We start from the raw sequence: 12327 nt of genomic DNA, 5'->3' as shown, positions 1-12327 counted from the left end.
GGGAATTGGATTAATATTAATACTAAAGTAATAAATTAAAGTTCATCCGTAAGTACTTCCGTGAGGATGGAAGCGGATAAAAAGACAAGTCCTTGGCAATGTGTTCGCATGCCAAGGACTTCGTGTTTATACTTGCCTTCGTCAGACCTAATGAGTGTATGAATTGTTTAATTCTGCGTAAGCAACTCCGTCAGCCTCTTGACCCCTTCCGAGGCCCCGGCCTGTATATGCTCGATATCGTTGCGATAAGTACGTACATCTTTCGGGTCGATCAAGTAGATCGGTTGGCCCCGGCGCACGTAGTTTAGTAATCCGGCAGCAGGGTAGACGTTTAAGGAGGTACCGATAATCACGAAGATATCACAATCTTCCACCAGCTTGATGGAAGGCTCTATCATGGGTACCGCCTCTCCAAACCATACGACGAAAGGACGTAGCTGATTTCCGTGAGGGTCCTTGTCGCCCAGATGAATATCCGGGTTCTCCGGCGATAGATTGTAGGTCGTGTCCAGATCCCTTACGGAGCATGCCTTCATCAACTCTCCATGCAGATGGATCACGTGGCTGCTACCTGCGCGTTCATGTAAGTTATCGATATTCTGGGTAATGATCCGTACGTCGAAATCTTTCTCCAAGGCGGCAAGGCCGAGGTGACCGGCGTTAGGTTTCGTATTCAATAGCTCTCTTCTGCGCTGGTTGTAGAAGTCGAGAACCAATTTAGGGTTGGCGGCGAAGCCTTCCGGCGTGGCGACATCTTCCACCCGGTATTTCTCCCATAACCCGTCCGAGTCACGGAAAGTGGAGATACCGCTCTCTGCGCTCATTCCCGCTCCGGTAAGTATGACTAACTTTTTCATCTGTTACTTGTTTAATGTATAGATGTATATATTAATAGTTACGAAGTTACGACTTTATTTCGTAAAAAGCTTTGAATGAAATAAAAAGTTCTTACAAAATGCTGTTATACGATTAAAAGCATTACTTTTGTGGCTTATAATTAGTTGAACAAGAAAAAAGAATGGATAAAGTAAGTTATGCGCTTGGCTTAAGTATCGGAAATAATTTCCAGAACTCAGGCATCAAGGATCTTCAAGTGGAAGATTTTGTACAGGGATTGAATGACGTCTTAACAGAGGCAAAACCTGCTCTTAGTTATGATGAGGCAAAACAAGTGATCAATGATTACTTCATGAAGCTTCAACAAGAGAAACTGGAGATCAATAAGAAAGCCGGTGAGGAGTTCCTTTCTATCAATAAGCATAAGGCTGGTGTGGTAGAGTTGCCTAGCGGTTTGCAATACGAGGTGCTGAAGAATGGTACAGGCGCTAAACCTACGGCGAACGATAAGGTAAAATGCCACTATCACGGTACGTTAATCAACGGTCAGGTGTTTGATAGCTCCGTACAGAGAGGCGAGCCCGCCGTATTCGGTGTTTCACAGGTAATCCCGGGATGGGTAGAGGCCTTGCAGTTGATGCCGGTCGGTTCTAAATGGAGATTGTTTATCCCGTCTAACCTTGCTTATGGCGAGCGTGGGGCAGGTGAGGCTATCGAGCCGAATAGTACGTTGATCTTCGACGTTGAGTTATTAGATATCGAAAAATAATATATAAGAGTTAAAGAAAAATGAAAAAGTTAAGTGTATTAGTCGCTACAGTGATTGTAGCAATGGGCGCATCTTTCACCTCTTGCGGTGATTCTCACAAAAGCGCGAGCTTGAAGACTTCTATCGATAGCGCAAGCTACGCTATTGGTATCAGCACAGGTGCCGGTTATAAGGAAAACTTAAAGACTTTGCCGGGTGGTGAGGCTAACGTAGATGATTTGATCGCTGGTTTTATCCAAGCTATCAAAGGGGATTCTTCTGCGATGAAGATGAATCCGCAACAGGCTCAACAATATTTGCAGACTTACTTCGTAGAGGCTCAGGCTCGCGAGGCTAAGAAGACAAAAGAAGAGGGCGATAAGTTCTTGGCGGAGAATAAGACAAAAGAAGGCGTTATCACGACTGAGAGCGGCTTGCAATATAAGGTAGAGAAAGAAGGTACAGGCGCGAAGCCGACCGCTACCGATAAGGTAAAAGTTCATTATACCGGAACTCTATTGGACGGTACTAAGTTTGATAGCTCCGTGGATCGTGGCGAGCCGGCTGAGTTCGGTGTTGGCCAAGTAATCAAGGGCTGGACTGAGGGCTTGCAGATCATGCCGGTCGGTTCTAAATATATCTTCTGGATCCCGGCTGAGTTGGCTTATGGCGAACGTGGCGCAGGACAAGATATCAAACCGAACAGCGTATTGAAGTTCGAGGTTGAGTTGCTTGACATCGTAAAAGAATAAGTAGCGAAGAAATAGAAACGGAACGTTTGTAAGATAATAGGCGGGCAAATTATGCTAAAAAGCATTTTTTGCCCGCTTTTATTATTTATTGATTACTTTTTTCTTTCAGAATGATATATGATTCAAATTTATTATATACTTTTGATACATTAAATCTGAATGCATATAATAAAGCGAATTTAAAATGGAGAAGATAGACAAACTGGACCGGCAGATATTGAACATTATTTCAAAGAATGCTAGGATTCCTTTTAAAGATGTTGCCGAGGAGTGCGGTGTATCTCGTGCAGCTATTCATCAACGGGTTCAACGCATGATTGATATGAATGTGATCGTTGGCTCAGGGTATCACATCAATCCTAAAATATTGGGGTATAATACATGTACCTATATCGGCGTGAAATTGGAGCGTGGATCTATGTACAAGGATGTTGTCCCGGAATTCGAGAAAATACCCGAAGTGGTAGAATGCCATTTCACTACGGGTCCGTATACGATGCTGATCAAGCTGTATGCCCGTGATAACGAGCACTTGATGGAACTTTTGAACTCCAAGATTCAAGAGATACCGGGTGTTACGGCTACAGAGACCTTGATTTCTTTACGCCAAAGTGTTAAACGTGAGATCCCTATCTGTAATATCAATGAATAAGACGAAGAATTATACATGAGCCCGGCCTATTCCAGTGCCGGGCTTTTTTGTTTATTCGGCGGTATCATCTATCTTTGTAATTCGTAATTGTGTGAGGTTCTATGAGTAAATATATAGGAATATTCGTTTTCGTATTCAGTTTGTTTTCTTTGGGAGTACATGCGGGGGAAAGTTTTCGTTTTCGGGTGTATTTGAAAGATAAAGGGGATTCCGGTTATACGCTGGATAACCCGGAGGAATATCTTTCCAAGGAGTCTGTCGAGCGACGGAGCCGGCAAGGTATATCGGTGTCGGAATCGGATTTGCCGATCGCTCAAGCTTATCTGGATACCTTGTCCGCCAATGGAGGAAAACCGGTGCTGGAGAGTAAATGGTTCTCTACGGTCGTGGTGTCCAGTCCGGATAGCTTGGTCGCTGAGCGTCTCTTGCGCCTCCCGATCGTGGATTCCGTGAAATGGGTCTGGAAAGGTGACGAGGAAATCGATATTCCTAGGGAAGAGAAAGATACGACACGGTTTATGCCAATAGATAAACCGGAGAAATCGCCTTACGGTTATGCCGAGGAGCAGATCAAGATGCTGAACGGTATCAAATTGCATGAGGCGGGCTTTAAGGGTAAGGGTATGCGTGTGGCCGTGGTCGATGCCGGTTTCATGAACGTGGATCGGATCAGCGTATTTGATTCCTTGCGGTTATTAGGAACGCATAACGTGGTTTTCCCCGGCCGAAGCGTTTTCATCGGGGATGATCATGGGACGAAGGTCTTATCTTGCTTGGCCGCTGATGCGCCGGGCTTGATGGTCGGTACGGCTCCCCAAGCCGAATATTGGCTGATAAAGAGCGAGGATAGCCGTTCGGAGTTTCCCATCGAGGAGGATTATTGGACGGCAGCTATGGAATTTGCCGATAGCGTGGGAGTGGATGTGGTCTCTTCTTCGTTGGGGTATTTCTCTTTTGATGTAGAGGCCCTGAACTATCATCAAGATCAATTGGACGGGAGGACTTCCTTGATCAGTCGTGCCGCTAAGATGGCTTCATCAAAAGGGATCTTGTTGTTTAGTAGCGCCGGCAACGAGGGGGGCGGTAGCTGGGGAAAGATAACCTTTCCAGCGGATGCCCCGGATATATTGACAGTGGGCGCTATCACGGATCGTAAGAAGAAAAGTAATTTCAGTTCTGTTGGCTTTACGGCGGATTACCGGGTGAAGCCGGATGTGGTTGCCTTGGGTACGGGCTGTTGCGTGATAGATCCTACGGGGAATATCCGTTACGCGAACGGTACCTCTTTCGCTACGCCGATCTTAGCGGGGTTGGGTGTTTGTCTATGGCAAGCGTTTCCCAGTCTGACGAATAAGGATATAATCTCTCTTTTGCAGCGTTTCGGCAGTAAGTTTGAGCAACCGGACGCTGAGTTGGGATATGGCATCCCGGATGTGTACAAAGCTTATAAACAAGAGCGTAAATATGCGGCCGAATCTAAATAACTTATCGGGTGAGAAAGAGGCTCTATCTTTGTTAGAGCTGAATACCCGCATACGGGGTGCGTTGTCGAGGGCTTTCCCGGAGACTTGCTGGGTGCGTGCGGAGATGAGCGATGTGCGGGTGAATACTTCTTCCGGACATTGTTATCTGGAGTTTGTGGAGAAGAATGTGCAGACCGGGCAATTGGTGGCCAAGGTACGAGGGTCTATCTGGGCGAAGACGTTTCGTATGTTGAAACCTTATTTCGAGATGGAGACCGGTCAGATGTTCGCTTCCGGCTTGAAAGTGTTGGTGAAGGTGTCTGTTGAGTTCCACGAGTTGTATGGATTGAGTCTTACGGTGCTTGATATAGATCCGGCTTATACGTTAGGTGATATGGTGCGTAAGCGTATGGAGATTATCCGCCAATTGCAGGAGGAAGGGGTCTTTACACTGAATAAGGAATTGCCTTTTCCGCTACTTCCTAGGAGAATCGCTATCATTACTTCTCCGACGGCTGCCGGCTACGAGGATTTTATGAATCAGTTGACACGGAATAAAGGGGGGTATCCGTTCTATACCAAATTATTCCCCGCCTTGATGCAGGGAGAACGGACGGAGGCTTCTGTAATAGCGGCTTTAGACCGGATTTATCAACATCAAGATCTTTTTGATGTGGTCGTGATTATCCGCGGAGGTGGGGCTACCTCGGACTTGAATAGCTTCGATTCTTATCTGTTGGCGGCGAATTGCGCTCAATTCCCTTTACCGATTATCACGGGTATCGGGCACGAACGGGATGATACGGTTGTAGATTTGGTAGCGCATACCCGGATGAAGACACCGACCGCTGTCGCCGAGTTCCTTATTTCCCGAATGGATAGCGTTGGTGAGGAGTTGGAGAGTTTGCGTCAAGACGTGAGTTTATTGGCTATGGATATTCTATCCCGACAGAAAAACTATTTACAATTGGTAGCGACCCGTTTCCCTTCTATCGTGACAAGCCGGATCGAGCGGAATCGTTCGGGACTGCAAACGATAGCGAGCCGTTTACCTGCGATGGCATCGGGTTTGTTATCACGCCGCCAGTCGGTGCTTGAGAATACGGAACTTCGCTTGCGGAACGGTATTACCTCTAAACTTTCCGAGAGTGGGCGTTTTATCCAGCTTACGGAGCAGTTTATCAAGATGGCTTCTCCTGATTATATATTGAAGAGGGGATATAGCTTAGCCTTGAAAGATGGCAAGATTATCAAACATGCCTCTGATTTGCGAGCCGGCGAAGAACTGACGACTCGCTTCATCGATGGTGAAATAAAAAGTATTATCAAACCATAGAGGGTGGTTTTATAACCGTCCGATAAATACATAATTAATATGGCGAAGAAAGAAGAAACATATAACGAGGCGATCGAGAAACTTCGTAAGATCGTGGCTGAGATCGAGAATGGAGACTTGGATGTCGATATCCTGTCCGAGAAGGTAAAAGAAGCTACTCGTCTGATCAAGCTTTGCAAGGAGAAGCTGTATAAAGTGGATGAGGAAGTTAAAAAAGTTTTGGAGGAATTGGATTGATGAATAAGTACGTCTTGATCGTTGCCGGGGGTAAAGGGCTTCGTATGGGTGGAGATCTGCCGAAGCAGTTTATTCCTATGCGGGGGAAACCTCTTTTGATGCATACGTTAGAGGCTTTTCATCGTTGGGATGCTTCCGCACGTATAATCCTTGTGCTTCCGGAGGATCATCAGCCGTATTGGAATATGCTTTGCAAGGAAATCGGCTGCAAGGTCCCGCATGCGATCGTGAAAGGGGGAGATACTCGCTTCTTCTCGGTTAAGAATGGGTTGGATTGGCTTTTGGCGGAGAGGCGTCGGAAGGGGGAGGAGGATAGCGGTCTGAGTTTGGTCGCTGTGCACGATGGCGTTCGTCCTTTCGTCTCTCCGGAGGTTGTTGAGGCCTGCTTTGATAAAGCGGCTGTCACGGGAGCCGTTATCCCGGTTGTTCCGATGATTGATTCCCTGCGTGAGACAGATGAAAAAGGGAGCCATCCGGTGGACCGTTCCCGCTATATGGCTGTACAAACCCCGCAAGTCTTCCATTTGGAATTATTGACAAAAGCCTATGAGCAACCTTATTCGTCTTTATTTACGGACGACGCTTCCGTGGTGGAGGCGATGGGGCATGCGATTGATACGGTTCCCGGTGATCGTGAGAATATCAAGATTACCACGCCCTTTGATTTGTTAATAGCGGAAGCGATGTTTGCCCGGTAAACCCTAAAAACTCATAGATGTTATGCTGGACCTTGATAAGCGATCGATTACGTACTTGCCGGGAGTAGGACCCAAGAAGGCGGATATCCTGCAAAAGGAAGCGGGGATATCGTCGTATGAGGACTTGCTCTTTTATTTTCCTTATAAATATATAGATCGCAGCCGGTTTTATAAAGTTGCCGAGATCAGTGGGAATATGCCTTATATCCAGTTGAAAGGCCAGATTCTCTATTTCGATACGCTAGGCGAGGGGCGGAGTAAACGGCTGGTTGGCAAGTTCTCGGATGGTACGGGCACGATCGATTTGGTCTGGTTCAAGGGCTTGAATTATGTGACAGATAAGTATCGTCCCAATACCGAGTATATAGTTTTCGGAAAGCCTACGGAGTTCGGGCATACCTATAACATACCGCATCCGGATATCGACTCAATGGAGCAAGCTGATCAAGTGGCGAATGGCTTGACTCCTTTCTATAATACCTCGGAGAAAATGAAGAAATCTTTCTTGAATTCCCGGGCGATCCAGAACCTGCAATATACGTTGTTAAGCTGGCTGAACTGGGAACTTCCGGAGACGCTTTCCCCCGACGTATTGAAACGGATCCATATGATGTCTATGACAGAGGCGGTGCGGAATATCCATTTCCCGGAATCTGCCGCTAAGTTGCGTGACGCCCAGTTACGTTTGAAGTTTGACGAGCTTTTCTTCATACAATTAAATATATTACGTACCGCTAGCGTTCGGAAACTGAAGCTAAAAGGGATCGTTTTCCCTACGGTCGGCCATTATTTCAATACGTTCTATAAAGAGTATCTTCCTTTTGAGTTGACGAACGCCCAGAAACGGGTAGTCCGTGAGATCCGGATCGATATGGGTAGCGGGCGGCAGATGAATCGCCTGCTGCAAGGTGATGTGGGGAGTGGCAAAACTTTGGTAGGCTTATTGTCTATGCTATTGGCGATAGATAATCATTGCCAAGCTTGTATGATGGCTCCTACCGAGATATTGGCAACCCAGCATTATGCGACGATCATGGGATTCCTGAAAGATATGGACGTTAAGGTCGCTCTTTTGACCGGATCTACCAAGAAGAAAGAGCGGGATAAGATATTACCGGCTATTGCCAGCGGTGAGATCCAGATCGTGATCGGGACGCATGCGTTGATTGAGGAGACGGTGGTTTTCTCTTCGTTGGGATTAGCGATTATCGATGAGCAGCACCGTTTTGGTGTGGAGCAACGCTCACGCCTTTGGATGAAGAACACGATCGTGCCGCATGTGTTGGTGATGACGGCTACCCCGATTCCCCGTACTTTGGCGATGACTTTGTATGGGGATCTGGATGTATCGGTGATCGATGAGTTACCTCCGGGACGTAAACCGATACAGACGCTTCATCGCTATGATAATAAAAAGGCACAACTTTATGAGTTCCTTCGGAAAGAGATACAAAAGGGGCGTCAGGTTTATGTGGTATATCCGTTGATTGAAGGAAATGAGAAACTGGATTATAAAGACTTGGAGGCTGGTTTTGAGACGTTCAAGGAGGTCTTCCCAGAATATAAGGTATGTATGGTACATGGCCGTATGAAAGCGGCGGATAAGGATACCGAGATGCAGAAGTTTATCTCCGGCGAGGCGCAAATCTTGATGGCTACTACGGTTATAGAGGTTGGCGTGAACGTGCCGAACGCATCCGTCATGGTGATCGAGAGTGCTGAACGTTTCGGCCTCTCTCAACTTCACCAGCTTCGTGGCCGGGTAGGACGTGGTGCTGAACAATCTTATTGTATCTTGGTTTCTTCCTATAAATTAAGTAATGACACTCGTAAGCGATTGGAGATTATGGTGAACAGTACGAATGGCTTTGAGATCGCTGAGGCGGATCTCCGTCTCCGGGGACATGGAGATTTGGAAGGTACCCGGCAAAGTGGCGAGGGGATAGATCTTAAAATAGCGGACTTGGCTGCCGATGGACAAATACTTCAATATGCGCGGGATATCGCTCAAGGAGTTCTTGACGAAGACCCCGAATTATTGTCCGAACAGCACCGGATATTGAGCGAAAGGCTCAAAACTCTGTTCACAAGGAAGATAAATTGGGGAATGATTAGCTAATATGTTGTGAAACATATTGTTCTGTAAGTCTTTGATATTTAGCTTGTTTATTCGCTTGTTTTGCTTTTATTCAAAGTCATTGCAGAAATTTTTCGTTAATCAATTTTGTCGGCTTATTCAAATTTCCGAACTTTGACAAGTTGACAATCAGGCAGAGATGCCGGGTATTGCCGTTTTATCCTGAATTATAAGAATGAAAGTTATCAAAAAATGAGTATAAAGACATTTCTATTCATTTGTTGTGCCGCTGTGATGGTATCGACTGCAAATGCGGAGAATCCGGTGAAACCGGAAACTCCGGAGACTCCCAATCATCCAACCCACAAACTTATGGACAAGCGTGTATCTGAGTTAATGGCCGACCGTGTTGGCTTTAAGAAAGATATGGCTTTGAAGGAGCTTGCGGAGATTAATGAGAAAGCGGAGTTGGAGGCAAGGGAGAACTTGATGTTTCCTGCCGATGAATTATATGGCGAGTGGACAAATGAATGGGTGAATCCTTTCCGGGGTAAGAAGGTTGATCTTCCGGATTCTTGCATAATCGATTGTTCTACTTTTGTCTTGCCTATGGACTCTATGACAAGGGTCACTTCAAAGTATGGTCCTCGCCGTAGACGGATGCATAAGGGGATAGACTTGAAAGTGCAAATTGGAGATACGATCCGTGCGGCGTTTGACGGCAAGGTGCGTATCAAGAATTTCGAGCGTAGGGGATATGGCTATTATCTTGTGATTCGCCATCCGAATGGTTTAGAGACTGTATATGGTCATTTATCTAAATTCTTAGTAGGTGTGAACGATATCGTACGGGCTGGAGATCCGATCGCTTTAGGGGGAAATACAGGACGCTCTACGGGATCTCATTTGCATTTTGAGACTCGTTTTCTTGGACAGGCTATTAACCCGGCTGATATTATTGACTTCGAGAACTCAATACCTCATCAGGATCAATATGTGTTTCGTAACGTCAAGATTAACGGACGTAAGAGCAATATCTATACATCTTCCAATAGTCAGATGGTGTACCATCGTGTAAAATCCGGTGATACCTTAGGTAAAATCGCACGTATATATGGTACGACAGTGAATGAGCTTTGTCGTTTAAATGGATTGAAATCTACTTCTATGTTACGTATCGGCCAGTCCATTCGTTGTAGTGCCGGTGTGGAAACCGCGGCTAAAGCTACTCCAAAAGCTCAAACTCAAAAGAAATCGACCGCTTCCGGATCTTCTAAGAAAATCACGGTACAGGCAAGTTCTTCCGCTACCGCTTCTTTAGGAGAAAATACGAATACAATGAATGATGTGGAGGCTACTCCGGTTTATCATCGTATTAAATCCGGTGATACGCTTGGCGCTATCGCTAAAAGATACGGTACTTCCGTTAGTAAACTCTGCGAATTGAACGGTATCACAAAGACTACCGTGTTGCGCTTAGGACGCTCATTACGCTGTTCATAACGATATATAAGATGTAAGAAAACGAAAAGGAGCCGCTTATAAAGTGGCTCCTTTTCGTTGTAACCTCTTTTCATTTATCTTATTAGCTTTTGTTGTCTTGAATTTTCGAGAACATCTACGTCTTTTTTCCTATATTCGCGGGTATAATCTAGGATAGTATGCCAAATACAAAGGAACAATTCGAGCAAGTGATCTCCCTGTGCCGGGAGTTGTTCGGGAAGAAGTTGAAGGATTACGGGCCGTCGTGGAGGATTATGCGTCCCCAGTCGGTTACCGACCAAATATTTATCAAGGCGAACCGTATCCGTAGCTTGGAGATTAAGGGGACGAGCATGGTGGACGAGGGAATCCGTCCGGAGTTTATCGCCATCGTTAATTATGGTGTGATCGGTTTGATCCAGTTGGCGTTGGGATTCGCGGATACGACCGATATCACGATAGATAAAGCCTTGGAATTATACGATAAATACATCACTGAGACGAAGGAACTGATGTACGCCAAGAATCACGACTATGATGAGGCGTGGCGCAGTATGCGTATCAGCTCGTACACGGATCTTATTTTGATGAAGATTTATCGGACCAAGCAAATCGAGAGTCATGGAGGCAAGACACTCGTCTCCGAGGGAGTGGACGCTAACTACATGGATATGATCAATTATGCCCTCTTCGGCTTGATTAAGCTGGAGTTTGGCGAGGAGTGAGCTACATGGAATATAAGGAAACCGTAAAGAAAGTGATCGCAGAGGTCTGCCGCCTGTTACTGGGAGTAGTCTTTATCTTCTCCGGGACGGTGAAGGCTGTCGATCCCATGGGAGGCGCCATTAAGATTGGCGACTATCTGACTTCCTTTGGGCTGGATAAGCTGCAACCTTTTACGGTCTTGATCTCCTTTAATTTGTCCGCTCTGGAGTTCATGCTGGGTGTCTGTATGCTATTGGGGGTGTACCGGCGGTATACGACCTTCTTGACCTTGCTGATGATGTCTTTCATGACGCCGCTGACGCTGTATCTGGCGATCTTCAATCCCGTATCGGATTGCGGTTGCTTCGGGGATGCCTTGGTGATCAGTAATTGGCAGACCTTCTATAAGAATGTCGTACTTTTGGCCGCCGCTATTTACGTGTTCATCCATAATCAGCGGCTTTTACAAGGCTATACCTACCATGTCTACTGGTTCGTGGCTTTGTGGTCATATGTCTTCGCTATCGGTTTCGCTTACCGGAATTATAATCATTTGCCGATCTTGGATTTCCGTCCCTATAAGTTGGGTGCGAATATCCCTGCCTTGATGTCGATACCGGAAGGTGCGCCCGAGGATGAATATGCGTATTCTTTTATTTACGAGAAGGATGGCGTACAGAAAGAATTTTCTTTGGAGAACGCCCCGGCCGATGATAGTACGTGGACTTTCGTGGATTCAAAGACCAAGCTGATCAAACAAGGATACGTTCCCCCCGTTACCACATTTCATATTTATAATGAGAATGACGCAGACGTGACTGATGAGTTGCTGAACGACCCGAAAGGTCTCTTTCTTTTGATCGCTCCCCGTCTGGAGAATGCGGATGATGAGCGTATCGACGAGATCAACAATGTATACGATTACGCCTTGGAGAACGGCTTGGGCTTTTATTGCGTGACGGGTTCTTCCGCCGAGGCTATCGCTACATGGAGTGATAATACCGGTGCCGAGTATCCGTTTCTTATGGCCGATGATGTCCTTTTGAAAACAATCATCCGCTCCAATCCGGGATTGGTCTTGCTGAAGAAAGGTACGATCTTGATGAAGTGGCATTACAACGATATCCCACAGGAAGAAGAGCTGAAAACGATCGTAAACGGCTATCTGGAAGGAAATACCGACTGGAAAGCGAAAGAAGATGCCCGGCTAATAACCAACCTATTAAGTTTTACCGTACCTTTGTTGCTGGTTTGGGGATACGATGCCTTGCGCAATCGCCGTCGCCGGAAAGGAAAAGAATCTGAATAGAGATTTATTTGTATTACATATTTAAATTATT

12 protein-coding genes are annotated in these 12327 nt (G+C 46.1%); 11 read left to right on the top strand and 1 reads right to left on the bottom strand.

The window, feature by feature from the left end:
• Positions 1-167: 167 nt before the first annotated feature.
• The gene (locus DW205_RS03595) at positions 168-857 is read right to left on the bottom strand and encodes an NAD-dependent deacylase (RefSeq protein ID WP_005866555.1); all 690 of its coding nucleotides are present in this window, start codon (positions 855-857) and stop codon (positions 168-170) included.
• A gap of 161 nt (positions 858-1018) precedes the next feature.
• On the opposite strand from DW205_RS03595, the gene DW205_RS03590 reads away from it, so the two are divergent.
• The 11 genes from DW205_RS03590 to DW205_RS03540 all read left to right on the top strand — a co-directional run bounded on the left by DW205_RS03590 (position 1019) and on the right by DW205_RS03540 (position 12296).
• Positions 1019-1606, top strand: coding sequence for an FKBP-type peptidyl-prolyl cis-trans isomerase (locus tag DW205_RS03590; protein WP_005866557.1), 588 nt, complete (start codon positions 1019-1021; stop codon positions 1604-1606).
• A 20-nt stretch (positions 1607-1626) separates the two neighbouring features.
• Positions 1627-2337: an FKBP-type peptidyl-prolyl cis-trans isomerase gene (locus tag DW205_RS03585; RefSeq protein WP_005860960.1), complete on the top strand. Its 711-nt coding sequence runs from the start codon at positions 1627-1629 to the stop codon at positions 2335-2337.
• Positions 2338-2521: 184 nt separating this feature from the next.
• Complete coding sequence (locus tag DW205_RS03580) at positions 2522-2989, top strand: Lrp/AsnC family transcriptional regulator (protein ID WP_005860962.1); 468 nt, start codon at positions 2522-2524, stop codon at positions 2987-2989.
• Positions 2990-3090: 101 nt separating this feature from the next.
• Positions 3091-4473: a S8 family serine peptidase gene (locus DW205_RS03575; RefSeq protein WP_005866559.1), complete on the top strand. Its 1383-nt coding sequence runs from the start codon at positions 3091-3093 to the stop codon at positions 4471-4473.
• Positions 4454-5788: an exodeoxyribonuclease VII large subunit gene (xseA, locus tag DW205_RS03570; protein WP_005866561.1), complete on the top strand. Its 1335-nt coding sequence runs from the start codon at positions 4454-4456 to the stop codon at positions 5786-5788. Before DW205_RS03575 ends, xseA begins: the two co-directional genes overlap by 20 nt.
• Positions 5789-5827: 39 nt before the next feature.
• Positions 5828-6025, top strand: coding sequence for an exodeoxyribonuclease VII small subunit (gene xseB, locus DW205_RS03565; RefSeq protein WP_005860969.1), 198 nt, complete (start codon positions 5828-5830; stop codon positions 6023-6025).
• Entirely contained in the window at positions 6025-6723 is a 699-nt protein-coding gene (locus tag DW205_RS03560) for a 2-C-methyl-D-erythritol 4-phosphate cytidylyltransferase (protein WP_005866564.1), read from the top strand. The genes xseB and DW205_RS03560 overlap by 1 nt, the downstream gene beginning before the upstream one ends.
• Positions 6724-6745: 22 nt before the next feature.
• On the top strand, positions 6746-8842 hold the full coding sequence (gene recG / locus DW205_RS03555; protein ID WP_005866567.1) for an ATP-dependent DNA helicase RecG: 2097 nt from the start codon (positions 6746-6748) through the stop codon (positions 8840-8842).
• 210 nt (positions 8843-9052) lie between these two features.
• A complete protein-coding gene (locus tag DW205_RS03550; RefSeq protein ID WP_005866569.1) occupies positions 9053-10303 on the top strand; it encodes a M23 family metallopeptidase in 1251 nt (416 codons plus the stop codon).
• Positions 10304-10461: 158 nt separating this feature from the next.
• Entirely contained in the window at positions 10462-11007 is a 546-nt protein-coding gene (locus tag DW205_RS03545) for a DUF1599 domain-containing protein (protein WP_005866571.1), read from the top strand.
• Between the two features lie 5 nt (positions 11008-11012).
• Positions 11013-12296: a BT_3928 family protein gene (locus DW205_RS03540; RefSeq protein ID WP_005866573.1), complete on the top strand. Its 1284-nt coding sequence runs from the start codon at positions 11013-11015 to the stop codon at positions 12294-12296.
• Positions 12297-12327 lie beyond the last annotated feature (31 nt).

This window comes from Parabacteroides sp. AM17-47 (assembly GCF_003434625.1).
GTDB lineage: Bacteria > Bacteroidota > Bacteroidia > Bacteroidales > Tannerellaceae > Parabacteroides > Parabacteroides distasonis.
This window is presented reverse-complemented; position numbering and strand designations above follow the sequence as displayed.

Coding starts and splice junctions, on each gene's coding strand:
- recG (WP_005866567.1), top strand. CDS start 6,746: ATGCTGGACCTTGATAAGCGATCGATTACGTACTTGCCGGGAGTAGGA.
- DW205_RS03590 (WP_005866557.1), top strand. CDS start 1,019: ATGGATAAAGTAAGTTATGCGCTTGGCTTAAGTATCGGAAATAATTTC.
- DW205_RS03545 (WP_005866571.1), top strand. CDS start 10,462: ATGCCAAATACAAAGGAACAATTCGAGCAAGTGATCTCCCTGTGCCGG.
- DW205_RS03560 (WP_005866564.1), top strand. CDS start 6,025: ATGAATAAGTACGTCTTGATCGTTGCCGGGGGTAAAGGGCTTCGTATG.
- DW205_RS03595 (WP_005866555.1), bottom strand. CDS start 857: ATGAAAAAGTTAGTCATACTTACCGGAGCGGGAATGAGCGCAGAGAGC.
- DW205_RS03540 (WP_005866573.1), top strand. CDS start 11,013: ATGGAATATAAGGAAACCGTAAAGAAAGTGATCGCAGAGGTCTGCCGC.
- DW205_RS03575 (WP_005866559.1), top strand. CDS start 3,091: ATGAGTAAATATATAGGAATATTCGTTTTCGTATTCAGTTTGTTTTCT.
- xseB (WP_005860969.1), top strand. CDS start 5,828: ATGGCGAAGAAAGAAGAAACATATAACGAGGCGATCGAGAAACTTCGT.
- DW205_RS03585 (WP_005860960.1), top strand. CDS start 1,627: ATGAAAAAGTTAAGTGTATTAGTCGCTACAGTGATTGTAGCAATGGGC.
- xseA (WP_005866561.1), top strand. CDS start 4,454: ATGCGGCCGAATCTAAATAACTTATCGGGTGAGAAAGAGGCTCTATCT.
- DW205_RS03550 (WP_005866569.1), top strand. CDS start 9,053: ATGAGTATAAAGACATTTCTATTCATTTGTTGTGCCGCTGTGATGGTA.
- DW205_RS03580 (WP_005860962.1), top strand. CDS start 2,522: ATGGAGAAGATAGACAAACTGGACCGGCAGATATTGAACATTATTTCA.